Origin of the sequence: Synechococcus sp. NB0720_010, assembly GCF_023078835.1 — a bacterium.
Classification (GTDB): domain Bacteria; phylum Cyanobacteriota; class Cyanobacteriia; order PCC-6307; family Cyanobiaceae; genus Vulcanococcus.
The window spans coordinates 622720-645337 of sequence record NZ_CP090898.1 but is presented as its reverse complement, the minus strand read 5'-3'; the positions used below and the strand labels follow the sequence as shown (position 1 = coordinate 645337).

23 protein-coding genes and 1 tRNA gene are annotated in these 22618 nt (G+C 66.0%); 11 read left to right on the top strand and 13 right to left on the bottom strand.

From position 1 onward, the window contains the following. The first annotated feature begins 7 nt into the window (after window positions 1-7). Window positions 8-2272, top strand: a complete 2265-nt coding sequence (locus LY254_RS03455; RefSeq protein WP_247478934.1) for a cation:dicarboxylate symporter family transporter — start codon at window positions 8-10, stop codon at window positions 2270-2272. A gap of 108 nt (window positions 2273-2380) precedes the next feature. Continuing rightward, window positions 2381-2524, top strand: coding sequence for a chlorophyll a/b-binding protein (locus tag LY254_RS03450; RefSeq protein ID WP_010317717.1), 144 nt, complete (start codon window positions 2381-2383; stop codon window positions 2522-2524). Window positions 2525-2604: 80 nt separating this feature from the next. On the opposite strand, the gene LY254_RS03445 is transcribed toward LY254_RS03450, so the two are convergent. Beyond that, window positions 2605-3279: a hypothetical protein gene (locus LY254_RS03445; RefSeq protein WP_247478933.1), complete on the bottom strand. Its 675-nt coding sequence runs from the start codon at window positions 3277-3279 to the stop codon at window positions 2605-2607. A gap of 61 nt (window positions 3280-3340) precedes the next feature. Between LY254_RS03445 and LY254_RS03440 the strand changes: the two genes are divergently transcribed. Next, window positions 3341-4495 (top strand): sirohydrochlorin chelatase, encoded by a 1155-nt coding sequence (locus LY254_RS03440; RefSeq protein WP_247478932.1) that lies wholly within the window; start codon window positions 3341-3343, stop codon window positions 4493-4495. Between the two features lie 367 nt (window positions 4496-4862). Further along, complete coding sequence (locus tag LY254_RS03435; RefSeq protein WP_363155435.1) at window positions 4863-5216, top strand: DUF2811 domain-containing protein; 354 nt, start codon at window positions 4863-4865, stop codon at window positions 5214-5216. A gap of 8 nt (window positions 5217-5224) precedes the next feature. Here LY254_RS03435 and LY254_RS03430 read toward each other — a convergent pair whose 3' ends face one another. After that, window positions 5225-6844 carry a GMC oxidoreductase gene (locus tag LY254_RS03430; protein WP_247478930.1) on the bottom strand — a complete coding sequence of 540 codons (1620 nt, stop codon included), beginning with the start codon at window positions 6842-6844 and terminating at the stop codon, window positions 5225-5227. A gap of 59 nt (window positions 6845-6903) precedes the next feature. Then, window positions 6904-6980, bottom strand: a tRNA-Met gene (locus tag LY254_RS03425). 73 nt (window positions 6981-7053) lie between these two features. On the opposite strand from LY254_RS03425, the gene LY254_RS03420 reads away from it, so the two are divergent. Beyond that, window positions 7054-7701, top strand: a complete 648-nt coding sequence (locus LY254_RS03420) for a transaldolase family protein (RefSeq protein ID WP_247478929.1) — start codon at window positions 7054-7056, stop codon at window positions 7699-7701. Here the strand turns inward: LY254_RS03420 and LY254_RS03415 are convergent. From LY254_RS03415 to LY254_RS03400, 4 genes are read right to left on the bottom strand one after another with little or no spacing between them, the layout of a single operon-like run. Continuing rightward, window positions 7698-8672, bottom strand: coding sequence for an asparaginase (locus LY254_RS03415; RefSeq protein WP_247478927.1), 975 nt, complete (start codon window positions 8670-8672; stop codon window positions 7698-7700). The two genes, LY254_RS03420 and LY254_RS03415, sit on opposite strands and share 4 nt — an antisense overlap. A gap of 1 nt (window position 8673) precedes the next feature. After that, the gene (locus LY254_RS03410) at window positions 8674-9186 is read right to left on the bottom strand and encodes a CGLD27 family protein (RefSeq protein WP_247478925.1); all 513 of its coding nucleotides are present in this window, start codon (window positions 9184-9186) and stop codon (window positions 8674-8676) included. 12 nt (window positions 9187-9198) lie between these two features. Next, entirely contained in the window at window positions 9199-9627 is a 429-nt protein-coding gene (gene rsfS / locus LY254_RS03405; RefSeq protein ID WP_247478923.1) for a ribosome silencing factor, read from the bottom strand. Beyond that, window positions 9620-10255, bottom strand: a complete 636-nt coding sequence (locus LY254_RS03400; protein ID WP_010317727.1) for a DUF3318 domain-containing protein — start codon at window positions 10253-10255, stop codon at window positions 9620-9622. The genes rsfS and LY254_RS03400 overlap by 8 nt, the downstream gene beginning before the upstream one ends. 125 nt (window positions 10256-10380) lie before the next feature. Here LY254_RS03400 and carB point away from each other — a divergent pair, with 125 nt between their 5' ends. After that, a complete protein-coding gene (gene carB, locus LY254_RS03395) occupies window positions 10381-13674 on the top strand; it encodes a carbamoyl-phosphate synthase large subunit (RefSeq protein ID WP_247478922.1) in 3294 nt (1097 codons plus the stop codon). Between the two features lie 4 nt (window positions 13675-13678). Here carB and LY254_RS03390 read toward each other — a convergent pair whose 3' ends face one another. Further along, window positions 13679-13981: a HigA family addiction module antitoxin gene (locus LY254_RS03390; protein WP_010317730.1), complete on the bottom strand. Its 303-nt coding sequence runs from the start codon at window positions 13979-13981 to the stop codon at window positions 13679-13681. Further along, on the bottom strand, window positions 13981-14259 hold the full coding sequence (locus tag LY254_RS03385; RefSeq protein ID WP_305852547.1) for a type II toxin-antitoxin system RelE/ParE family toxin: 279 nt from the start codon (window positions 14257-14259) through the stop codon (window positions 13981-13983). The genes LY254_RS03390 and LY254_RS03385 overlap by 1 nt, the downstream gene beginning before the upstream one ends. 142 nt (window positions 14260-14401) lie before the next feature. Between LY254_RS03385 and LY254_RS03380 the strand changes: the two genes are divergently transcribed. Together LY254_RS03380 and LY254_RS03375 are read left to right on the top strand one after the other, a co-directional pair. After that, window positions 14402-15079 (top strand): DUF3386 domain-containing protein, encoded by a 678-nt coding sequence (locus LY254_RS03380; RefSeq protein ID WP_247478921.1) that lies wholly within the window; start codon window positions 14402-14404, stop codon window positions 15077-15079. Between the two features lie 49 nt (window positions 15080-15128). Further along, window positions 15129-16460, top strand: a complete 1332-nt coding sequence (locus LY254_RS03375) for a sodium:alanine symporter family protein (protein WP_247478920.1) — start codon at window positions 15129-15131, stop codon at window positions 16458-16460. On the opposite strand, the gene LY254_RS03370 is transcribed toward LY254_RS03375, so the two are convergent. Continuing rightward, on the bottom strand, window positions 16457-17164 hold the full coding sequence (locus LY254_RS03370) for an SDR family NAD(P)-dependent oxidoreductase (protein ID WP_247478918.1): 708 nt from the start codon (window positions 17162-17164) through the stop codon (window positions 16457-16459). The genes LY254_RS03375 and LY254_RS03370 overlap by 4 nt on opposite strands. A 4-nt stretch (window positions 17165-17168) precedes the next feature. Continuing rightward, on the bottom strand, window positions 17169-18530 hold the full coding sequence (gene gorA, locus LY254_RS03365; RefSeq protein WP_247478917.1) for a glutathione-disulfide reductase: 1362 nt from the start codon (window positions 18528-18530) through the stop codon (window positions 17169-17171). 93 nt (window positions 18531-18623) lie between these two features. Between gorA and LY254_RS03360 the strand changes: the two genes are divergently transcribed. After that, window positions 18624-19880 carry a glutathione S-transferase family protein gene (locus LY254_RS03360; RefSeq protein ID WP_029626378.1) on the top strand — a complete coding sequence of 419 codons (1257 nt, stop codon included), beginning with the start codon at window positions 18624-18626 and terminating at the stop codon, window positions 19878-19880. 6 nt (window positions 19881-19886) lie between these two features. On the opposite strand, the gene LY254_RS03355 is transcribed toward LY254_RS03360, so the two are convergent. Next, on the bottom strand, window positions 19887-20060 hold the full coding sequence (locus LY254_RS03355; protein ID WP_010317739.1) for a hypothetical protein: 174 nt from the start codon (window positions 20058-20060) through the stop codon (window positions 19887-19889). An 82-nt stretch (window positions 20061-20142) separates the two neighbouring features. On the opposite strand from LY254_RS03355, the gene LY254_RS03350 reads away from it, so the two are divergent. Beyond that, window positions 20143-20709 (top strand): DUF2808 domain-containing protein, encoded by a 567-nt coding sequence (locus tag LY254_RS03350; RefSeq protein ID WP_247478916.1) that lies wholly within the window; start codon window positions 20143-20145, stop codon window positions 20707-20709. Here the strand turns inward: LY254_RS03350 and LY254_RS03345 are convergent. Beyond that, entirely contained in the window at window positions 20690-22291 is a 1602-nt protein-coding gene (locus tag LY254_RS03345) for an NCS2 family permease (RefSeq protein WP_247478914.1), read from the bottom strand. The genes LY254_RS03350 and LY254_RS03345 overlap by 20 nt on opposite strands. 24 nt (window positions 22292-22315) lie before the next feature. Here LY254_RS03345 and LY254_RS03340 point away from each other — a divergent pair, with 24 nt between their 5' ends. Further along, a complete protein-coding gene (locus tag LY254_RS03340) occupies window positions 22316-22594 on the top strand; it encodes a DUF427 domain-containing protein (RefSeq protein ID WP_247478913.1) in 279 nt (92 codons plus the stop codon). The last annotated feature ends 24 nt before the right edge of the window (window positions 22595-22618 follow it).

Here is a 22618-nt window from a genome sequence, read left to right as displayed (position 1 = left end):
GCTGCGGTTGGCGATCTCGCGGCCTCTGCGCATCCTGCAGGCAGGGCAGGACTTGGGTGTGGTGAGGATCGATCGAGGGGCCACCTGGCTTGCTCCGGCGCGGCTGTTTCTGCGCCAGAACCTGGCCATTCAGATCCTGGAGGGCCTGGTGGCCGGGATCCTGGTGGGCCGGCTGCTGCCCGCCTCGGCCCTGGCGCCGTTGAGTGGCCTTGGGGATGGCTTCATTCGGCTCTTTCAGATGCCGGTCCTGCCCTTTTTGAGCGTGTCCTTGATCGCCGGGGTGGGGCGCCTGCAGTTCGCTCAGGCCAGCCGCTTGCTGGGCCGCTCGGCCCTGGTGCTGATCGGCTTTTGGCTGGTGGTGCTGCTGGCGGTGTTGCTGGTGCCCTTGGGCTTCCCCAGCTGGCATGACGCCTCGTTCTTCAAGCCGAGCCTGCTGCAGGCCCCCAAGCCCCTGGACCTCACCGAGCTCTTCATTCCGGTGAACCCCTTTGCGGCCTTCGCGGAGACCCAGATCCCGGCGGTGGTGCTGTTCTCCCTAGCGCTTGGCATTGCCCTGATCGCCGTTCCCAAACGGCAACCGTTGATCGACGTCTTTGACCGGATCGCCGAGGCCCTACTCGGCATCTCCGCTTTTGTGGCCCGTTTCACCCCGCTTGGGGTGTTCGCGATCCTGGCGACAGCCAGCGCCTCGATCGAGAGCTCCCAGCTGCCGCGACTGGCGGTCTATGTCGTGCTGCAGGGCGGGATCGCGCTGCTGCTGGCCGGCTTGTTTTTGCCCCTGGTGATTGCCGGGGTGACGCCGATTCCGGTGCGCCAGTTGCTGCGCAGCTTCCGCACGCCACTGACCATCGCCTTTGCCACCGCGAACATGCTCGTGGTGCTGCCGATCTTGGTGGAGCTCTCCAAAAAGCTCCTCTACGAGGCCCGTGGGGCGCACCTGGCTCCAGGGGTGAGCGAGCAGGAGCTCAAGGATCAGGTGGACCTCCCCGTTGAGGTGCTGGCGCCGCTGGCCCTGGTCTTTCCGGACATGGGGCGCCTGCTCTCCCTCGCCTTTGTGCCCTTTGCCGGTTGGCTGACGGGCAACTCCATCAGCCTGCAGGAGATGCCGGGCTTCCTGCTGACGGGTCTGGCCAGTGCCTTCCTTGAGGGGATTTTGGCGATGACCTTTCTGCTGGATCGCATGGGCCTGCCGAGCGATCTGGTGCAGCTCTACATCGCCATTGATCAACTGGCGGTGGCGCGTCTGGGCACCCTGCTGGCCTGCATGAGCGTCATCGCCCTGGTGATCATCGGCACCTGGGTGTCGCTTGAGGGGTTCCCCAAGCGCTTCACGCGCCTGGTGCCAGCGGCGACCGCCCTGGCGGTCTTTCCGGGATTTGTTCTCTTGAGCCGTGTGGGCTTCCAGCTGCTGCCCAAGCCGGTCAACAGCGCCCGCGACCAGTTGATGCACCAGGACTTTGCCCTGGCCAAGGGCCGCGCCCCTGTGGTGCAGGGCTGGTCGCCCGTGGATCAGCCGGGGGATTGGCAGGCGATTCGCCGGGCCCGGGCGATTCGCTACTGCGTCCATGAGCAGGACTATCCGATGGCCTATCGCAATGCGGATGGCGAGCTGGTGGGAGCCGATGTGGAGATGGGAATGCTCTTTGCCAAGCAGATGGGCCTCAAGGCCAGTTACGTCCTGATCGACCGGATCGGCAACGAGAACGACCCCCGCCCTGATGGGCTGCAGGCCCTGGAGCGGGGCTACTGCGACCTCAAGCTCTCCAGTGACGTCATGGCGCCGATGCAGGCGGCCCGCACTCGCTTCACCGATGCGCACCTGACCTACGGCGTTGCCCTGCTGATCAAGGGCTCAGCCCTGAGCAGCAAGCGCCAGTGGAGTGATCTGGTGGAGGTCCAAGGCCTGCGGGTGGGCCTGGGGTTTGAAGCCCCGTTCCTGCTGCGCCTCGTTGCCGGCTGGTTACCCCAGGCCAAATTCATCAGCTCCCAGGGGACCGATGCATTGCTGAAGGCGCTGCAGGAGGGCCGGCTGGATGCGGTTTTGGTCACGGCGCAGCAGGGGGCGTCCTGGAACGTGCTCCAGCCCAACCTCACCTTGTTGGTGCCCCAGCCGCTGAAAAGTCTTCCGGCGGCCCGGCAGTTGCCGTGGAAGAGCGCCGCCTTGGCGGGGGTCTGGAATGCCTGGCTGCGCTTCCAGGAGATGGATGGCACCCGCCGGACGGTCTACCGCCACTGGGTCGAGGGCATTGAGCTACGCAAGGACAAGTCCTGAGGCCAGGGAGTGCCGCTTGAAAAGCACGGGAAACCGTCGCCCCCCAATACCCCCAGGTCGCTTCACAAGGCTTTACAGTTCCTACACGTTTCGTAACGACGCCTTCCAATGGCTGACTCCAACACCCGTTTCGGCTTCGTCGCTTTCGCTGAGACCTGGAATGGCCGCCTGGCCATGATGGGCTTCGTGATCGGCCTGGGCACCGAACTGCTGACCGGCCAGGGCATCCTGACCCAGATCGGCCTCGGCTGATCGCCGAAGACATCGGCAAACGAAAGCCCCCGGTGCACTGCACCGGGGGCTTTTTGCTGTCTGGAGCGTGGGGCGCCCGCTCAGGGCTGCCAGTCGGCAGCCGGGGGTTCCTTGTCGCTGTCCTTCAGGGAAGGGAAGAGCTCGCGGATCGCTGCGGTCAAGGTGGTGCGGGCTTCCTGGCGGAAGGCCTCAGCGGCATCGGCCGGCAGGACCGGATAGCTGGTCTCGCTGTTGCCATCCCCGCGTAGGGGTTTCCAGCTGGTCTTCTCGTTGCGCTTGAGTTCCTCGAGCACATCGACGAAACCGAACTGGGCGACTCGGCCGGCGGCGGCCGCCTTGCTGGCGAGCTGCTCGCGCACGGCGATTAGTCCCTTGGCCTTGAGGGTGTCGGGCAGACCCAGCACGGGCTGGTAGTAGTCGATCGCCCGCAGTTCCTCCTGCAGCAGGATCGGCCAGGCGGCCACTTCGCTCTCACCCAGGCCAGCGGCGCTGTCGCTGCTGGCCATGGCATCGCGGTAGAAGGCGAGCCAGCGGTAATAGGACTTGTCCTGGAGCTTTTTCTTCTCGGCCTTGCCGGTGACGATCTTGGGCAGGGCGGCCTCAGCCTTGCGCAGGAAGATCCGGTCCTCGCGCTCCAGGTTGATCGCGCCCCAGCGGTGGCGGTATTCCCAGAGCTCTTCGTATTTACGGCAGTCTTCGGGGCTCCAGCCCAGTTCCTTCAGCTCGCCGGACCGGTGGTTCTCGCTCGTCTGCACGCTTTGACGCTTGGCTTTGGGTCACCCTAGGCCGATAGGGTCAAGGCAGGCAGGCCTTCCCATGACAGACCCCTCGCAGCAACTGGATCTTCAGGCGGTCGACGGCGGTCCGATCGGGGTCATGATCTGCGGCCACGGCAGTCGCAACAAACAGGCCGTCACCGAATTCGCCCAGTTGGCCCAGGGCCTGCGCCGCCAGCTGCCGGATGTACCGGTCGAATACGGCTATCTGGAATTTGCCCGCCCGATCCTGCGGGATGGCCTCGACAGCCTGCGCTCCCAGGGGGTCCAGCGGGTTCTAGCGGTACCCGGGATGCTCTTTGCCGCGGGGCACGCCAAAAACGACATCCCCTCGGTTCTCAATAGTTACGCCGCTGAGACCGGCCTGCGCATTGATTACGGCCGCGAGCTGGGGGTCGACCTCAAGATGATCCAGGCCGCCGGCGCCCGGATCCGCGAAGCCCTCGATCGGGCGAACGCCCAGGCCGAGGTGCCCCTGGCCGAGACCCTGCTGGTGGTGGTGGGCCGGGGCTCCTCCGACCCCGATGCCAACTCCAACGTCTCCAAGGTGACGCGGATGCTCGTCGAGGGGTTTGGCTTCGGCTGGGGCGAGACCGTCTATTCCGGTGTGACCTTCCCCCTGGTGGAGCCCGGCCTGCGCCATGTGGTGCGCCTGGGTTTCAAGCGGATGATCGTCTTCCCCTATTTCCTCTTCTCTGGGGTTCTGGTCAGTCGCATCCGCCAGCACACCCAGCTGGTGGCCGCCGACCATCCCGAGGTGGAGTTTGTCGAAGCCTCCTACTTAGGGGATCACCCCCTGGTGATCGACACCTTTAAGGAGCGGGTTGAGGAGGTCGTGCGCGGCGAGACCCAGATGAACTGCTCGCTCTGCAAGTACCGGGCTCAGGTCCTGGGCTTTGAGACCGAGGTCGGGGCTCCCCAGCAGAGCCACCACCACCACGTCGAGGGCCTGATCGAGGGCTGCACCCTCTGCGAGCTCGAGTGCACCGGTGCCTGTCAGCCCGATGGCATCCCGATTCCCCTGGGCCACCACCACCATCACGACCACGACCATTCCCACGAGCACGGTCACAGCCATGACCACAGCCACGATCACGGGCATACCCACACCCCCTATCCCCACGCCGAGCACCCCCTCGGTCCGAAGACCCTTTACAAACCGCGTCCCAAATCGGAAGAAAACCCCTCGGAATAACCCCGCTCATCCGTCTCGAATCCAGGCGCGTCCCACGAGACTGGTCCGCATAAGCCCTGCTTATCTTTTCCGGCTTTCCCCAGGGGGCTGAGCTTTTCCCCAGGGGGGATTGATCTTTTCCACAACTTGCGCGACCTGCTTGCGCGCGGTAAGGGCATTCCTGGGGAATGCGCGCTTTCGTCCGCAGGTCGCTTGACAGGGGGGTGACCCTGGCTAGGTGACGCCCTGAGCGGTCTGGGAATCAGTTCAAGACCCCAGTCAGCGACTGCTGTCTCAGCCTGTCTCTCCCACGGTGTCGTGGATGCAACACGCTTTGACGGCGGCCGTCGCTTTGTGGCTTGCTGGTTGGCGTCGCAGGAGTGAATTGTTGGAGCCCAGCCGCTTGAACCACCAGGGTGTTGAAGGCCTGCAAGAGCGAGAGGTTTCCGATCACCCCTTGTTTGGTGAGGACCCGGAGCGGGCGCATCTGAACCGCTGCCTGGAGCAGTCGGAGCCGGCGAGCGATCAGCCCCTGGGGGCGCCTCGAATCAGCCTTGAGGCCGAGGTGCCGGAGGCCCTCTTTGATGGGATGAAGTCCTTCTTGAGCAATCGACCTGATTGGGATCAGTACCGGGTGATCACCTCAGCCCTGGCTGGTTTCCTGTTCCAGAACGGCTGCAGCGATCAGTCCGTCACCCAGCACTACCTCAACGGTCTGTTCGTCAGCGCAGCTGACTCCTGAGTCCCGCCTCAGAGTTCCCCGCGCTTCATCGCGGCCGCAGCGTGGTCACAGGCCCTCCAGGTGAGGGCCATTTCTGTGAGGGTGGGGCTCTGCCAGCCGGCGCTGGGCCAGCAGCTGCCGTCGGTCACCAGCAGGTTGGGGGTGCGCCAGAGCTGGTTCCAGCGGTTGAGAACGCCCAGCTCCTCGCGTTCCGCCATGGGCGCTCCCCCGAGTTCATGGATGTAGTAGCCCGGTGGGGCAGCCCCAGGCGAGAGGGCCAGGCTGCCTTGAACAAGCGGCTCGATCAGGGGCATCACAAAGAGGTCGGCGAGCGGTTTGATCTGGCCGCCGGCGGCGTGCACGACCGCCTTCATCCGCTGGCCCATGTGGTTGACCATGGCCTGCTCGTTCTCGCCCCAGCGGCAGTCGATATGGGCGATGGGAATCCCCCAGGCATCCCTGCGCTCGGGGTGCAGGCTGACCTGGTTGTGGCTTTGGCTGAGGACCTCGCCATGGCCGATCAGGAAGCCCACGGCGCTGCCGCGCTCGCGCTGCAGCAGTTGGGGCGGATCAAAGCGTTGGATGCCGCACCAGAGGCCATAGCCCCGTTTGAAGTCCCGTGATTCCAGGGTGTTGGGAATGAAGCAGCTGCCCGCACCGGAGAGTTCGCTGCTCCCCGCGGCCGGTTGATCGGGGATCGAGAAGAAGCAGCTGCGGGAGATGTGGTCCATCAGCCCCTGCCCGAGCTTCCCGCTGACGTCCTCCAGGCCGCTCTGCTGCTGGGAGTGCAGCAGCAGCCTGAGGCTCTCAATCGTGCTGGCGCAGAGCACCACCAGGGGGGCCTTGGCGCAGAAGTGCTCGCCGCTCTGGCGATCAATGGCCTCGACGCCCTCGGCGCGGCCGCTGGCGCGGTCGATCAGCACGTGGCTGACCACGCTGTTGCTGCGCAGCTCCACCCGGCCGCTGGCCAGGGCAATGGCCAGGGCTCCGCCCTGGGAGCAGGAACGGGGCCAGGGGGTCTGGGCGCTCTTGCTGAGCTCGAAGCCACGGGAGTGGATCAAGGGCAGCTCCAGGTCCCGGCGAATCGAGCGGCCCAGGTGCTCCTCGGCGGGGGTCAGGGGCATTGGCTCCTGGAACTCCCCATCGGGCAGCTGCGGTAGGCCATCCCGCTGGCCCTTCACGGCCAGCAGCGTCTCGAGCTGGCTGTACCAGGGGGCCAGGTCGTCATGGGCGATCGGCCAGTCCTGGCCATGGCCATCCCGGCTGGCCCCCTTGAGCTCGTAGTCGGAGAGCCGCAGGGTGATGCCTCCCCAGGTGAGGCTTTTGCCACCCACTTGTCTCCCCCGGGTCCAGAGGAAGGGGCGATCGTCGGGGGTGGAGTAGGGGTTGCGCTGCTCATCGACGAACAGCTCCGGGTTGGCCTTCCAGTAGCCCGGGTGATTCGCGGCGATCCGCTGCCGGCCGCTGCTGATGTTGGCCAGGCGTTTGAGGCTGTTGAGGGGTTCGCTGCCAAAGGCCCGCTTGGCGCTGAGCTCCGGGCCAGCCTCCAGCACCAGAACCCGCAGGCCCGCCTGGGCGAGGGCCATGGCTGCCACCCCGCCGGTGGCCCCGGAGCCGACGACGATTGCGTCAGGGTTGCTAGCAGCCATCAGGGTTTCAGCCATCAAAAAAGCCCCGGCACTTCAGAGAAGGCCGGGGCTTTTGGAGTTGGTGGCGGGGGGCGGATTTGAACCACCGACCTTCGGGTTATGAGCCCGACGAGCTACCAGACTGCTCTACCCCGCGGCGACCCAGAAACCTTACAGCACAGCGGATCCCTCCGGCAATGGAGCCAGGATGGACTCAGCCCCTGACTCCTATGGCACTGCATCTGCTGCTGGACTCGGCCGACCCCAGCGCCTGGGAGCAGTGGCTGCCCACGGGGCTCTTCGGCGGGGTGACGACCAACCCGACGCTGCTGAAACGTGCGGGCCAGTCCTGCACCCTGGAGAACCTCCGGGCCTTGAGCGAGCGGGCCCTGGCGATGGGTGTGCAGGAGTTGCATCTGCAGGCCTGGGGTGCGGACCTGGTGGGCTGCGGAGCTGCCCTGGCGGCGATCGCGCCCGATCGCATCTGGGTGAAGCTGCCCATCACCCGCCCTGGCCTGGAGGCTGCCCGGGAGCTGCAGCAGCAGGGCTGCCGGATCACCTTCACCGCCTGCTACGAACCCCAGCAGGTGCTGCTGGCGGCAGCCCTGGGGGTGGACTACATCGCCCCCTACCTCGGGCGCATCAGTGACCTGGGCCGCGATGGCCATGGGGAGCTGATCGCGATGCAGCGCTGCATCGATGCCTTGGGTTCGACCCTGCGCCTGCTGGTGGCCAGCCTGCGCAGTGCGTCAGATCTGCCGCGCCTGGCGGCCGAGGGCCTGAACACCTTCACCATCAGCCCTGCGATCGCCCAGGCGCTCTTCAGCGTTGAGGCCACCGAGGCCGCGGCGGCCCAGTTCGAGCGCGATGCCCTCTAGTTGCCGTTGTCGAAGCGCAGTTCGCCGCTGACCTCGAGCTTGACCGCGGTGTTGGGCACCAGGAACTGAGTGCTGAGTTCTTCGAGGGTCATCGGCGTGAGCCACTCGAGCTGCTCCATCAGGTGCAGGGCGACGGCCTGCTTGGCGCGGCGGGCTCCGTCCTCCACCTTGATCGCCAATCCCAACCCCTCGCCGACTCGGCTGAGGCATTGGATCCCCTCGGCGCCCCCCTTGCTCAGCACCTGGCCGTGGCTGCTGCGCATCACGGCGGTGTCAAAGCGCCCCTCGCCGGCCACCAGGTCGGGGTGGGCGAGCATCGAGCGGCAGAGGCGCTCGAGTTCGGGGTTCTGTCCGGCTCCGAGATGGGCAAAGAGCAGCGCCATCTGAGCCAGCTGCAGTTGCAGTGTCGGTGCGCCGCAGTCATCGCGGGCCGTGATCAGTTCCGCGGCGGGCATCCCCAGCAGTTCGGCGACGCGCTTGAGGACCTGCTGCTGCAGCGGGTGCTCGATCTGGAGATAGGTCTCCAGCGGCCAGTGCATCTTGCGGCAGGTGGCGAGAAAGGCGGCGTGCTTGCCCGAGCAGTTGTGCTCCAGCGGGCTCTGCCTGCCGGCGGGGGTGGGGCACTGCAGCTGCTCGCTTTCGAGGTCGGCCTTCCAGAGGATCTTGAAGGCCTCGCGGGCCTGGCCCGCCTCCCCGGCGTGGGAGGCGCAGGCAATGGCGAGGGCGCGGTCGTCGTGTTGCCCCAGATCGGCCGCTCCACTGCTGACGAAGATCTGGGCCTGGAAGGGCTTGAGCGCGGAGCGGATGAAGCTCAGCTGCTGCGGATCACCAGCGCGCATCAGGATCCGGCCGCGTTGGTCACAGACCACGGCATGGACGCGGTGCAGCGATTCGCCGATCCCGTTGCGGGTGAGGCGCACCTCCAGGGGGGGCACCCCAGGACGGCTACCGAAGCTGCTGGAGAAGGTCATGTCAGAGAGCCTGACAGAGTCCCGTCGAGAGCAAGAGCAGTCCGCCGGTCGCGGCCAGGGCGAGTTGGATCTTGCGCAGGACGGGCTTGACTTCGTGGGTGGCCACCAGCAGATCCTGCTGTCTCCAGGCGAGAGGCTTTTCCCAGACCTGCCCGTCGTACCAACCGGATTCTTCGTACTCCACCTGGGTGGAGGTCAGGCGCCGCAGCACGGTTCTCCAGCCCAGCCACTGGCGCGTCAGCATCAGCAGTGGCACAACGCAGGCGCCGGCGGCTCCGGCGGCGGTGAGGGCTGCGGGGTCGTGGCGTAGGGCAAAGCTGCCGGTCGCCAGGTAGAGCGTCAGCGGCATCGCAATCAGCCAGCTCTGGATCAAGGGCTGGGCGATGTTCTGCTGGGCCCAGGCAAAAAACAGGGAGTCCTGCAGTTCCTTGTATTGCTCCAGCGGGCGCTGCTCTGGCGGGACCGGACAGGGCGTGCTGTTGCTGAGCCCCGGCGAAGGATCGCTAGCAGCCATTGCGTGTCCGGCTCAGGCCGGTGGAGCCTCGGCCGAGCCTACGAAGCTCTCCACCTCACCGTGGCCCCAGAAGGACTCCAGGTCGTAGTAGCTGCGCTCGTCCGGGGTGAGGCAGTGCACGATCACCTCGCCGTAATCCAGCAGCACCCAGCGCCCCTCGTTCTGCCCTTCCTTGCGCAGGGGCAGGCGGCCGGTGTGCTCCTCGAGCTTGTCCTCAACGGAGCGGCCCATGGCGCGCACCTGGACATCGGTGAAGCCACTGGCGATCACGAACCAGTCGGCGATCGAGGAGATCTCCTCCACCCGAATCAGAACGATGTCGGTGGCTTTGCGGTCGTCACAGGCATCGGCGGCCAGCAGCGCCAGGGCTTTGCTGTCGTCGAGGTCGAGCCGGGGTCGGTTGGGGTCGGGACTGGGCTTGGCGGCTTGGGCCTCAGCCATAAACGTTCTCGCTGCTCACGGAGTGTCGGGAGCCCTGTTGCTGGGCCATCTCAGCCCGGGCTTTCCCTGCACTCTTGCGCAGCGCCTCCAGGCGGTCCTCGTAGAAGCTGCGCTTTTTCTTCTTGCGGGTCTGCTCCACCAGCTCCTTGAGGGCCCCGCCGAGGCTCTTGTAGGCATTGGGCAGGGTGTAGCCGAAGCGGCAGGCCAGATCAATCGCCCGCTCATCGGCGGCGATGGCGTCCTGCAGACGCTTCTCGGAGTTGTTCTTGAGATAGAGGCGGTAGCCGGCAAAGCCGGATAGGCCCATGGCCATCAGCAGCAGCAGGCCGTCCTGAACCCAGAGTTCACCGATGGCGCCACCCAGGCCGATGGCCAGGGCCGCCATCTCCCATCCGTCCCGGGGGACGGAGTCGTTCTGGATGCGGCCGACCTCATGCCAGAAGAGCAGGTTGCGGTGGTCGATCGCCAGGGCATCCCACTTCTGGAGATCCAGCTGAACCTCCACCTCATCGCGGCCGATCTCCTCGATGGTGATCAGCGGCGGGTCTGCTGAGGCCGCTGCTTCCACAAACACCCAGCTCTGCATCTCGGGAGGCAGCAGCCCCTTCAGGCGCTGGAGTTCGCTCATGAGGACGCTTCGGCCGTGTTGAAGACAACACTAGCTACGACGGGATCGTTGGCTGGGTCTGGCTTAACAGCAAGGGGTTTCAGCCACGTGAGAGGCTGGATGGGTTTGGCTGCCGGCCCCCTGCTATGCCCCGTCGCACGGATCTGCGTCGCATCCTGCTGCTGGGGTCAGGCCCGATTGTGATCGGACAAGCCTGCGAATTTGATTACTCGGGAACCCAGGCGTGTAAAGCCTTGCGGGCCGAGGGTTTTGAGGTGGTGCTGGTGAACAGCAACCCCGCCTCGATCATGACCGATCCGGACATGGCGGATCGCACTTATATCGAACCTCTCACCCCTGATGTGGTGCGCCGGGTGATCGAGCTGGAGCGTCCGGACGCCCTGCTGCCGACCATGGGCGGACAGACCGCCCTGAACCTGGCGGTGGCCCTCTCCAAGGACGGCACCCTGGAGAAGTACGGGGTGGAGCTGATCGGCGCCAACCTCGAGGCGATTGAAAAGGCGGAAGACCGGGACCTGTTCAAACAGGCCATGGGTCGCATTGGGGTGGGTGTCTGCCCCTCCGGCATCGCGACGACCCTGGAGGAGGCCGAGGCTGTCGGGGATCAGATCGGCAGCTATCCGCGGATCATTCGCCCGGCCTTCACCCTGGGGGGCAGCGGCGGCGGCATCGCTTACAACCCCGAGGAGTTCCGGGCGATCTGCCTGAGCGGCCTGGACGCCAGCCCGGTGAATCAGATCCTGATTGAGCAGTCCCTGCTCGGTTGGAAGGAATTCGAGCTGGAGGTGATGCGCGACACCGCCGACAACGTGGTGATCGTCTGCTCGATCGAAAACCTCGATCCGATGGGAGTGCACACCGGTGACTCGATCACCGTGGCCCCGGCCCAGACCCTGACGGACCGCGAGTACCAGCGCCTGCGGGATCAGTCGATCGCGATCATCCGCGAGATCGGTGTGGACACCGGCGGCAGCAACATTCAGTTCGCGATCAATCCCGCCAATGGCGACGTGATCGTGATCGAGATGAATCCGCGCGTCTCGCGGAGTTCGGCCCTGGCCTCGAAAGCCACGGGTTTCCCGATCGCCAAGATCGCTGCGCGTCTGGCCGTCGGATACACCCTCGACGAGATCATCAACGACATCACAGGCAAGACTCCGGCCTGCTTCGAGCCCACGATTGATTACGTGGTGACGAAGGTCCCCCGCTTTGCCTTCGAGAAGTTCCGCGGCAGCCCCGCCGTGCTGACCACCGCGATGAAGTCGGTGGGCGAGGCCATGGCCATCGGCCGCAATTTTGAGGAGTCCTTCCAAAAGGCCCTGCGTTCCCTGGAGACCGGACACGCCGGCTGGGGTTGCGATCGCCCGGACCCCAGCCCCGAGCGCTCGGACCTCGACCGGGAACTGCGCACCCCTGCACCCGATCGGATCTTTGCGGTCCGCACGGCGATGGTGAACGGCTACAGCGATGCCGACATCCATCGGATCTCAGCCATCGATCCTTGGTTCCTGGCGAAGCTGCGCCGGATCATCGAGAGCGAGCAGCGTCTGCTCAAGGGCCAGAACCTGACCGCCCTGGATGCCGCCGCCCTGCTGGAGCTCAAGCAGCTGGGCTTCTCCGATCGTCAGATCGCCTGGGCCACCGGCAGCAAGGAACTGGAGGTGCGCGCCCATCGCCAGAACCTGGGCGTCAATGCGGTGTTCAAAACCGTGGACACCTGTGCCGCGGAGTTCGCCTCCAGCACGCCCTATCACTACGCAACCTATGAGCGGCCGATGGAGCGTCTGCTCGCCGACGGCAGCCTGGAATTGATCGCTCCGGAGTCCGAGGTTCAGCCGGAGTCCAGGCGCAAGGTGATGATCCTGGGCGGCGGTCCCAACCGGATCGGCCAGGGCATCGAGTTTGACTACTGCTGCGTCCACGCCTCCTTTGCGCTGCAGGAGGAGGGGTTCGCAACGGTGATGGTGAACTCCAACCCCGAGACGGTCTCCACCGACTACGACACCTCCGATCGCCTCTACTTCGAGCCCCTCACCTTTGAGGACGTGCTCAACGTGATCGAGGCCGAGAAGCCTGAGGGGGTGATTGTTCAGTTCGGCGGCCAGACCCCCCTCAAGCTGGCGATTCCCCTGCTGAACTGGCTGCAGTCCCCCGCCGGTCAGGCCACGGGTACCCGCATCTGGGGCACCTCGCCCGAATCGATCGACACGGCGGAAGACCGCGAGCAGTTCGAAGCGATCCTGCGTCGCCTGGACATCCGTCAGCCCCGCAATGGCCTGGCCCGCAGCGAAGCGGAGGCCCGCGTGGTGGCCGAGCGTGTTGGTTATCCCGTGGTGGTGCGCCCCAGTTACGTCCTGGGCGGCCGGGCGATGGAGGTGGTCTACGGCGAGGACGAGCTGAACCGCTATATGAACGAGGCGGTGAATGTCGAGCCGGATCACCCGGTGCTGATTGACCAGTACCTCGAGAACGCCACCGAGGTCGATGTCGATGCCCTCTGTGATGCCACCGGCAAGGTCGTCATCGGCGGCCTGATGGAGCACATCGAACCGGCCGGCGTGCACTCCGGTGACTCGGCCTGCGCGCTGCCCTCAGTCAGCCTGGAGCAGGAGGCCCTGGCCACGATTCGCCAGTGGTCTGAAGCCCTGGCCCTGGCCCTTCAGGTCAACGGCCTGATCAACCTGCAGTTCGCCATCAAGGACGGACTCGTCTACATCATTGAGGCCAACCCCCGGGCCTCCCGCACCGTGCCCTTCGTGGCCAAGGCCACCGGTGCGCCCCTGGCGAAGATCGCCAGCCGGATCATGTCGGGCAAGACCCTCGATCAGATCGGTCTGACCAGCGAGCCCAAGCCGCCCCTGCAGGCGGTCAAGGAGGCGGTTCTGCCCTTCAAGCGCTTCCCCGGCGCCGACTCGATCCTGGGTCCGGAGATGCGCAGCACCGGTGAGGTGATGGGCACGGCCACCAGCTTCGGCCTGGCCTACGCCAAGGCGGAGTTGGGTGCCAGTGAGGCCCTGCCCACCAGCGGCACGGTCTTCCTCTCCACCCATAACCGCGACAAGTCAGCCCTGCTGCCCGTCGCCCAGCGCCTTGATCAGATGGGCTTCCGTTTGGTGGCCACCGAAGGCACCGCCAGTGCGCTGGCGGAGGCCGGCCTCAAGGTTGAGACCGTCCTGAAGGTGCACGAGGGCCGCCCGAATATCGAGGATGCGATCCGCTCCGGTGAGATCCAGTTGGTGATCAACACCCCGGTCGGTCGTCAGGCCGCCCACGACGACAAGTACCTGCGCCGCGCGGCCATCGACTACGCCGTCACGACCGTCACCACCCTGGCCGGTGCCCGTGCCGCAGTTGAGGGCATCGCCGCTCTACAGGCCCAGGAGATGCAGGTGCGCGCCCTGCAGGACATCCACGGGTAGGGACTCAGCTGCTCACCAAGGGCTGAATCTTGGCGATCTCCTCAGCGAGCTCCGCTCCGGCAATCTCTGTGTCGTAGGCGGCTTGAGCACGAAGCCAGTACCCGGGACTGAGGCCCAGGAAGCGGCAGAGTCGCAGGTCTGTATCAGCACTGATCGATCGCTGACCGGAGACGATTTCGCTGATCCTGGATGCCGGCACCTTGATGGCCTTCGACAGTCGGTACTGGCTGACCCCAAGCGGAACCAGAAACTCCTCAACGAGCAGTTCACCTGGGGTAATGGGGCTTAGGCGATGTGTGGCAGTCATCAGTGGTAATCAACGATCTCAACGGCTTCAGGGCCGGAATCTGACCAAACAAAGCAAAGGCGGAATTGGTCGTTGATCCGGATGCTGTGTTCTCCAGCTCGGTCGCCGCGCAGTGCTTCCAGTCGATTGCCGGGGGGAATGCGCAGATCCTCCAGGCGCGAGGCAATGTCCAGCTGGCGAAGCTTGCGCCGGGCCACCCGTTCGAAGGCCTGAAAGCGGGGGATCGGCCATCCCTGCGCTAGTCGCTCGGTGTCTGCGCATCGAAACGAGCGGATCACCAGTTCATCTTAGTTCTGTTCCGCAGAAGCATTGGTTCCTGCTCCCATGACTTCCACGCTATGGGCTGCGTTGAGCTAAGTCGTCCGTGAAATCACCGATCGCTTCATCCCCCTACGCTGGTTCCTTGCTGAATGCGTATCCGTGACCGTCGCCCCTAGCTCTGCCCCGGTTAGCTCTGGTTCCGACTGCACGGCTGCCTTCCGGGCGGCCTATGAGAACCGCTACACCTGGGCCCCGGGCTTTGGCGGCTACAGCGGCCGCTGTATCTGGGAGCAGGAGGACCAGCGCGTCGAAGGCAGCTTCAAGGTGGGCGCTGACCTGAAGGCCCAGGTGGAGGGCATCGAGAACGAGGAGATCCACAAGGCGATCGCCTCCCAGCTCTGGGAGGTCTGCATCCACCGCGTGCGCCGCAGCTTCGAGCAGACCCACGGCGAGAACACCTTCACCGCCGGCGAGACCGATGCGGTTGGGACCGAGGTGATCGTCGGCGGTAAGAACGCCGGCGACCGCTACCGGATCAAGGACGACGTGGTGACGATGGTGCACCGCCACATCCACGGCACCGTGGTGACGATCTTCACCGAGAGCACCACCGACACCGGCAGCGGCTACCTCAGCCACAGCTACACCAGCCAGTACGCCGATCCCGCCAGCGGCGAGGCCCGTGGCGGCAAGAGTCGTTTCACCGACACCTTTGTTCCGCTGGCCGGTGAAGGCCCATGGGTGCTGAGCGAGCGCGTGGTGGAAACCGAGGCCTTCGGTGACACCCCTGCCGGCCGTCAGGTCTTCCGTTTCGAAGCCCTCAACGCCAATAGCTGAACGCCAGCAGATGTGACACGATCCCGCCAGGTTTGACCGGCGGGATCGGATGCAGGATCTGCTCAATCAGATCAACTCAGTGGTGTGGGGGCCCTACACCCTCTGGTTGATCGGCCTGACGGGGCTCTACCTGATGGTGGGCCTTGGCTTCATGCCCCTCCGCCGGATCGGCTATGCCGTGCGGCAGACCTGGGCCTCGATTCGTCAGTCCGACGGCGAAGGTGACGTCACGGCCTTCCAGTCGTTGATGACAGCCCTGGCAGCGACGATCGGCACCGGAAACGTTGCCGGTGTCGCCGGTGCCATTGGCGTTGGTGGTCCGGGCGCGGTCTTCTGGATGTGGCTGATTGCCCTGGTGGGCATGGCCACCAAGTACGCCGAGTCGCTGCTGGCGGTGCATCACCGCGAGGTGGATGAGCTGGGCGAGCACGTTGGCGGTCCGATGTACGTGATCCGCAATGGCCTTGGCCGCGGCTGGGGTTGGCTGGCCGTTCTGTTTGCGCTCTTTGGCACCCTCGCCGGCTTTGGCATCGGCAATGGCGTTCAGGCCCATGAGCTGGCCAAGGCCTTGAACGTGAGTCTTGGGATCCCGCCTCTGGTGACCGGTGTGGTCTTTGCTGCGATCACCTTTGCTGTGATCATCGGCGGCATCGAACGGATTGGACGGGTGGCCTCGGCGGTCGTGCCGTTCATGGCCATCGTCTACGTCGGCGGCGCCCTGACGATTCTCTTGGCTCACCTGGGTGAGATTCCCGCGGCCCTGGCGCTGATCATCCAAGACGCCTTCTCGGCCCAGGCCGTGGCCGGTGGTGCCATCGGCGTGATGATCCAGAAGGGGATCGCCCGCGGCGTGTTCTCTAACGAAGCAGGCCTGGGGACCGCGCCGATCGCCCAGGCGGCGGCCAAGCCCGGTGATCCGGTGCTGCAGGGCTCCGTCGCGATGCTCGGCACCTTTATCGACACGATCATTGTTTGCACGATGACCGCCCTGGTGATCGTCATCAGCGGTGCCTGGCTGCCCATGGAAGGGGCAACGGCTCCCCAGGGCGTTGCCTTGACCATGGCCGCCTTTGACTGGGGTCTGCCCGGTGGTGCCTGGCTGGTGACCTTCGGCACGGTCTTCTTCACCGCCACGACCATCCTGGGCTGGGGCTACTACAGCGAGCGTTGCCTCGAATTCCTGGTGGGTGTGAAGGGCATCAAGCCCTTCCGTCTGGTCTGGGTTGCCGTGGTGGTCTTGGGCTCAGTGGCCAGCTTTGATCTGATCTGGACCGTCGCCGACATCCTCAACGGCCTGATGGCGATCCCCAACCTGATCTCCCTGCTGCTGCTGAGCGGCACGGTGTTCCAGCTGACCCGTCAGTACAAGTTCGAGCGCTAGGCCTCGAGGTTGCAGTTCACCGCCAGCTCAAAGGGCACGCAGCTGTTGGGTTGCTCCAGCAGCTGGCTGGTGAGGGCGGCCAGGTCTTCGCTCTGGGTCATCTGCTCAGGGGGCAGGGCCTTCACCGCGGCGGCCATGTCGGTGTTGACCCAACTCGGGCAGACCGCCGTGACGCGGATGCCGCTCTCCCAGCCCTCATTGCGCATGGTCTGGCAGAGCCCCATCAAGGCGAACTTGCTGGTGCTGTAGGCCGCCAGGCGGCCCTTGGTGCGTTTGCCGCTCATGGAGACCAGCACGACGACGCGCCCGGCGCCATGGGCTTGGAGCTGCGGCCAGGCGGCCCGGGTCAGCCACCAGGGCCCCATCACGTTGACGTCGAACAGCCGCTGGATCTCCTGCTCCTGGCCGCTCTCAAACACCAGCGGCACCCGCGAGAAGATCCCAGCGCAGTGGATCACGCTGTCGAGCGCTCCGAAGTGCTCCAGCGTCGCCTGCACCCAGGCCTCGGCGCTCGTGGGTTCGCCCGCCTCATAGGAATGCAGCAGCACGCGCTCGGCGCCGGCCTGCTCGGGGTCGAGGGGGCTGCCCTTGAGGTCGCCTGGGTTGCGCAGGCCCAGGCTCAGGCGATGGCCATCGCTGAGGAGCCGCTCGGCCATCGCCCTGCCGATGCCGCGGCTGGCGCCGCTGATCAAGAGTGTGCGCATGGCCTTAGTTGGGCAGCGTGACGAACTCCTCCGAGATCGTCGGATGCAGCGCCATGGTGCGATCGAAATCCGCCTTGGTCGCTCCCATCCCGATGGCGATGGCCGCCATCTGAATGATCTCGGCCGCGTGCTCGCCCACCATGTGGCAGCCCAGCACCTTGCCGCTGCCGGCCTCGAGCACCAGCTTGAGCAGCACCTTGGGATCACGGGCCGGTAGGGCCTGGCTCATCGGACGAAAGCGGGCCCGATGGACCTTGATGCCGTCCTTGCCGTAGCGCTCGACCGCGGCCTCTTCGCTGAGGCCAACGCTGGAGAGCTCTGGCTGGGAGAAGACCGCAGCCGCCACCAGGTCATGGTCCACCTGGCGCGGCTTGTTCCCCCAGATGCTGTCGGCCAGGGCCCGGCCCTCATCAATGGCGACCGGGGTGAGGTTGACCCGGTCGGTGACGTCTCCCACGGCGTAGATGTGGGGCACGTTGGTGCGCTGATCCGCGTCGACTGGAATTCGATGGCCTTCCATCGCCACCCCAGCGCCTTCGAGGTTGAGGCCCGCCAGGAAGGGGCGGCGGCCCGTGGCCAGCAGCACGCCGTTGCAGGCGATGCGCTCGCCGCTTTGGGTGACCACCGTCAGTGCCCCCGGTTCGCCTTCGATGGCGGCGGGGCTGTGGGCGAGGCGCACCGTGATGCCCTCGGCCTCCATCGCCTCCAGCACGGCCTGGCCGCACTCCCGATCGAAGCCCCGCAGCAGGTGATCGCCGCGCACCAGTTGGGTCACCTGGACCCCCAGGCCATTGAGGATGCAGGCGAACTCACAGGCGATGAAGCCGGCGCCGACCACGACCACCTGCTTGGGGAACTGCTCGAGTTCAAACAGGTCGTCCGAGATCCAGCCCAGCTCGGCGCCCGGGATCTGCGGGCGATGGGGGCGTCCCCCCACGGCGATCAGGATTCGCTCGGCGCTCAGCCGCCGGGTCTCCTTCCCGCTGCTGTCCTGGACGCTGACGCTGCGATCGTCGGCGAGACGGCCCCAGCCGCGCACCAGCTCAACGCCAGCCTTCTCCAGGAAGCCAATGTGCAGTTGGTTGAGGCGATCCACCTCGGCGCGCACCTTGCTCAGCAGGACGCTGCTGTCATGACTCACCTCGCCCAGGCTCCAGCCGTAGCTGGCGGCATCGCTGAGTTGGTGGCGAACGGCGGATCCGTAGACCATCAGCTTTTTGGGAACGCAGCCGCGGATCACGCAGGTGCCGCCGACCCGATCCCCTTCAACGATGGCCACGCGGGCGCCATAGGAGGCGGCGCGCTTGGCGGCGGCCAGTCCGCCTGAGCCTGCGCCGATCACGATCAGATCGAAGTGGTCGCTCATGCCCTCGCCCTTGCTTGCCCCAAGTGTTGCCTAGAGGCACCCGCGCTGCCGCTTTGATTCCCTAAAACAGAAGGCCGTCCCGCCCTCCCGTTGATGTTCAGCTCCCCGGGCCCGCAAGCATTGAGCTGGGAGGACCTGGCTGAGCTGCTGCCCCTGCAGAGCGAAGAGCAACTGCTGCAGCTGCGTCAGGAGGGTCCCACCAACGCCCAGGCGCGGCTGAGGCTGTTCGGCCGGCCGGAATCGGAGGTGCGCGTCACCCTCTATCGCGATCACCACGCCTGGTGTCCCTATTGCCAGAAGGTCTGGCTCTGGCTGGAGGAGAAGCGGATCCCCTACCGGATCCGCAAGGTGACGATGTTCTGCTACGGCGAGAAGGAGCGCTGGTACAAGCAGGTTGTCCCCTCGGGAATGCTGCCGGCCCTGGAGCTCGACGGGCGTCTCTACACCGAGAGCGATGTGATCCTTCAGGCCCTGGAGGATGCCTTTGGGCCGCTGGAGGCTGGCCTGAGTGATCCCGATGTCTTCCCCCTGCGGCAGTTGGAGCGCCGCCTGTTTCGCGCCTGGTGCCAATGGCTCTGCTACTGCGAGGGCCAAGGGGCGCACAGCGCTCCGGCTGAACAGCACTTCGCCCGGATCGCGACCCTGGTGGAGGAGGCCCTGGAGGCCACCCCTGGTCCGTTTTTCCTCGAGCGCTTCAGCAGTGCCGATGTGATCTTCATCCCCTACCTCGAGCGGATGAACGCCTCCCTCGCCTACTACAAGGGCTACGGGATTCGCCAGCAGCACCCGGCCATCGACCGCTGGTTCACGGCGCTGGAGCAGCGCCGCACCTACCTGGGTACCCAGAGCGATTTCCACACCCATGCCCATGACCTGCCGCCGCAGATGGGTTGCTGCTTGGCCAGCGGCACGGCCGAGCAACGCCGCGTCGCTGAGCTGATCGACCAGGGTCCCTGGCCCGTGGAGGATCCGGCCGTGATCGAGACCCGCCAGCCGGCGCCCGAGGGGGCCGCCCTTGAGGCCGTGGCCCGGGTGCTGCGCCACCGCGAGCGCTTGCTGGCGATCAATCCCGCCCCCTCAGCGGCTTTTGATCAGGCACTGCGCGCGGCCCTGACCCTGCTGTTGAAGCCGGCCAACGGCGCGATCACTCCACCCGCCGGCACGGCCGCGGGTCTGCGTTACCTGCGCGATCGGATCTCGGTGCCGCGGGACATGTCCCTGCATGCCGGCCGCCTGCTGCGCGCCGCCCTGGAGACCACCGCCGCCCTCGATGGCAACGCCCAAGCGGAAGCGCTGCCGGTGCAGCACCGCCGCGATCAGAACCCCGTTCCCTTTCTCGTTGAGGCCTAGGCGGAATTAGCGGCCGCTGATCTGGGCCTTCTTGGCCATCAGGTACTGCACCAGTTCCTGCTGGAGGGTGACCAGTTCGCGGGTGCAGCCGCGGAAGGCCGCCCTGTGGCGGATCTCTTCGTGGCGGGTGTTGAGGTCCCGCAGCATCAGTTCGATGGCATCGAGTTCAGCCCGGTTCATCGAGGTGCGCTGCAGTGCTTTGAAGATATCAACTGCTCTCAAAAACGCTGGCTAGCGTTCAACCATCCACACCAATGCAGCTATGGCCGCCTGGAGAGCGTCATCGGCCGCCGCCTGCACGGCGCTTGGTTTGTTGCTTGGTGCAGCGGCCGACGGCATCCGGCCTGAGCCCGCGGCGGCCCTGGAGCTGCGGGGCCAGACCTATTTCACCAATCCACCCTGGAAGGTGGATTTCACCAACTACTACTGGTACGTCAACCAGGCCCAGGGGGAGTACTACTTCACCGTCACCCTGGCGGAGAACGCCGGGGCCGGACTGGGGGGCTTGGTGATCACCCAGATCCGCGGGGTCGATCGCAACTTCTCCTTGGCGCCCCAGCGTGCCCATGCCTTCATCGGTCGCCCCCGCCGGGAGGGTGCTGCCGTGCCAGTGGAGGCCACCTTTGATCAGGCCACGCGCACGCTGCGGGCGGTCTTCCCGGAGCCGCCGCAACCCGGTCAGGAGGTGACCCTGGCCCTGCGCCCGCCGCTGAATCCCACCTGGGCTGACACCTATGTCTTTGCGGTGCAGGCTCTGCCCGCTGGCCCCAACCCGGTGCCGGCACCGCTGGGGGTCGCGCGGCTGGAGATCATGAGCCGTTTCTGGTGAGGCGGCCCTTGAGGCTGGCGGCGGCGAAGACCGCGGCCATTGCCAGATAACCCTGGGCCCAGGCTGCGCCCACGCCCCAGCCCAATTGCAGGGTGGTGTCGCTGGCGCTGAATTGCCAGGCGTGGATCACGCCAAACCAGGAGCAGGCGGCGGCCACCAGGGCCGCCAGGCAGGCGGCCTTGAAGCGCTGCTCGATCGCGTAGACGACCATCGCCGCTAGGAGCATGGCCGTGATGATCTGGCCCTGCTCCAGGGCGAAGGCACCCGCAGCCCAGACATCGGCCTGTTGCAGCCCCTCTAGCAAGCCAGGGCCAAAGGGGGTCTCGGCACTGCCGGCTCCACCGGCCCGCAGCCCCGCCTTGATCAGCAGGGCCCCCCATCCCGCCAGGCCCGGCATCAGCCCCAGGGCGACCGCTGGCGCATGGGCGCGGGGTGTGGCCTCAAAGGCCTGGGCCGTGATCACCAGGCCGATGTAGAGCACGATCGCCATCCCGGCTTCGATCGGCACGATCTGGCCCACCACGCCAAACAGCCCCAAGAGGCAGGCCGCGCCCATCAGCAGGCCGTTCAGCCAGGAGTAGCCAATGCGGGCCCCCATCCCCTTCCAGCCGGGATGGCCGATGTAGATCGTGGTGGGAAAGCAGGAGCCCAGGCCAGCGGCGACCATGGTTCCCAGGCCATTGATCAACAGTGAGCTGCGTACGGGGTAGCGATCGCCGGCGGCCTCCGCGCTCTCGATGTTCTGCAGTGAACCGAGCACGTTGAACAGCCCCATCGGAACAATCACCCCGAGCCAGGGCAGCAGTTGGCCGCGGGCATCCCAGAGGCTCCCGAGCTGCAGCTGGGGCGAGCGCCAACCGATCTGGGCGGCCTCCTGGGCCCAGCGCTCCGGGTTGGCGTCAATCAGTCCACTGCTCCAGGCCAGGGCGCTGCCCACCAGCACCGCCAGCAGGCCGCCTGGAATCGGGAAGCGGACCTTGCCGTAGTAAGTCGCCAGGATCACCGCCAGCACCGCCAGACCCACCAGCGGTTGGGCATAGGTGCGCAGCAAAAAGCCCAGGGCGATGTAGCCCAAGGCAATCCCCGCCAGGGTGGAGAGCAGGGCGGCCCGGGGCAGCCAACGCCGCAGCCAGCCTGCGCAGAAGGCGCCGCAGGCCTCGATCAAGCCCGAGCCCAGGCAGGCCACCAGGCCCGCCTGCCAGGAGAGGCGGACGGCGCTGGCCTCATCCAGCCCCTGGCCCAGGGCGGTGAGTTTCACCGGCAGCATCACCAGAAAGATGTAGGCGAAGAGGCTGACGGTGTTGATGCCGTAGGGCAGGGCCGTCCGGTCGCTGCGTCCCTCCCGTTGCGCCAGCCGGTAGGCCTGCAGGGCGTAGGCCCAATTGCCGATCAACAGGCTGATGCCGGTGGCAGGAAGGATGGTTCCAAAGACCAGGGCATCGGGGTAACCCAGCACCCCGCGGCAGAGCCCCAGGATCAGCAGGATTTGGATCAGGTTGTCCAGGCTCAGGCCGAGAAACCCATCCAGATCTCCGCTGACAAACCAGCGGGGCCCCGACTTGCTTGGCTCAGGCGAGATCATGGCGGCAGTGGCATCCCCTCAAGCATGCAAGCCAGCTGGAACGGAACCGTCATCGCCGAGAGCGACGACATCGTCGTGGTGGAGGGCAACCCTTATTTCCCCCGGGCGGCTTTGAAGCAGGAGTTCTTCCGCGACAGCAGCCACACCAGCAGCTGCGGTTGGAAGGGCACCGCCCGCTACTGGGATGTGGTGGTCAATGGTGAGGTCAATGCCAACTGCGCCTGGAGCTATGAGACCCCCAAGCCCGCCGCCGCAGAAATCAGCGAACGGGTGGCGTTCTGGAAGGGGGTCAAGGTCGCCTGAGCCTCGGCACAAATGCCGATTGAC

Excerpts from the sequence above, each read along its gene's own strand:
- LY254_RS03410 (WP_247478925.1), bottom strand. The coding sequence starts at position 9,186 with ATGGCTGCTAGCGATCCTTCGCCGGGGCTCAGCAACAGCACGCCCTGT.
- gorA (WP_247478917.1), bottom strand. The coding sequence starts at position 18,530 with ATGAGCGACCACTTCGATCTGATCGTGATCGGCGCAGGCTCAGGCGGA.
- rsfS (WP_247478923.1), bottom strand. The coding sequence starts at position 9,627 with ATGGCTGAGGCCCAAGCCGCCAAGCCCAGTCCCGACCCCAACCGACCC.
- carB (WP_247478922.1), top strand. The coding sequence starts at position 10,381 with ATGCCCCGTCGCACGGATCTGCGTCGCATCCTGCTGCTGGGGTCAGGC.
- LY254_RS03400 (WP_010317727.1), bottom strand. The coding sequence starts at position 10,255 with ATGAGCGAACTCCAGCGCCTGAAGGGGCTGCTGCCTCCCGAGATGCAG.
- LY254_RS03415 (WP_247478927.1), bottom strand. The coding sequence starts at position 8,672 with ATGACCTTCTCCAGCAGCTTCGGTAGCCGTCCTGGGGTGCCCCCCCTG.
- LY254_RS03345 (WP_247478914.1), bottom strand. The coding sequence starts at position 22,291 with ATGATCTCGCCTGAGCCAAGCAAGTCGGGGCCCCGCTGGTTTGTCAGC.
- LY254_RS03350 (WP_247478916.1), top strand. The coding sequence starts at position 20,143 with ATGGCCGCCTGGAGAGCGTCATCGGCCGCCGCCTGCACGGCGCTTGGT.
- LY254_RS03440 (WP_247478932.1), top strand. The coding sequence starts at position 3,341 with ATGACAGACCCCTCGCAGCAACTGGATCTTCAGGCGGTCGACGGCGGT.
- LY254_RS03360 (WP_029626378.1), top strand. The coding sequence starts at position 18,624 with ATGTTCAGCTCCCCGGGCCCGCAAGCATTGAGCTGGGAGGACCTGGCT.
- LY254_RS03375 (WP_247478920.1), top strand. The coding sequence starts at position 15,129 with ATGCAGGATCTGCTCAATCAGATCAACTCAGTGGTGTGGGGGCCCTAC.
- LY254_RS03370 (WP_247478918.1), bottom strand. The coding sequence starts at position 17,164 with ATGCGCACACTCTTGATCAGCGGCGCCAGCCGCGGCATCGGCAGGGCG.
- LY254_RS03430 (WP_247478930.1), bottom strand. The coding sequence starts at position 6,844 with ATGGCTGCTAGCAACCCTGACGCAATCGTCGTCGGCTCCGGGGCCACC.
- LY254_RS03390 (WP_010317730.1), bottom strand. The coding sequence starts at position 13,981 with ATGACTGCCACACATCGCCTAAGCCCCATTACCCCAGGTGAACTGCTC.
- LY254_RS03420 (WP_247478929.1), top strand. The coding sequence starts at position 7,054 with ATGGCACTGCATCTGCTGCTGGACTCGGCCGACCCCAGCGCCTGGGAG.
- LY254_RS03340 (WP_247478913.1), top strand. The coding sequence starts at position 22,316 with ATGCAAGCCAGCTGGAACGGAACCGTCATCGCCGAGAGCGACGACATC.
- LY254_RS03355 (WP_010317739.1), bottom strand. The coding sequence starts at position 20,060 with ATGAACCGGGCTGAACTCGATGCCATCGAACTGATGCTGCGGGACCTC.
- LY254_RS03450 (WP_010317717.1), top strand. The coding sequence starts at position 2,381 with ATGGCTGACTCCAACACCCGTTTCGGCTTCGTCGCTTTCGCTGAGACC.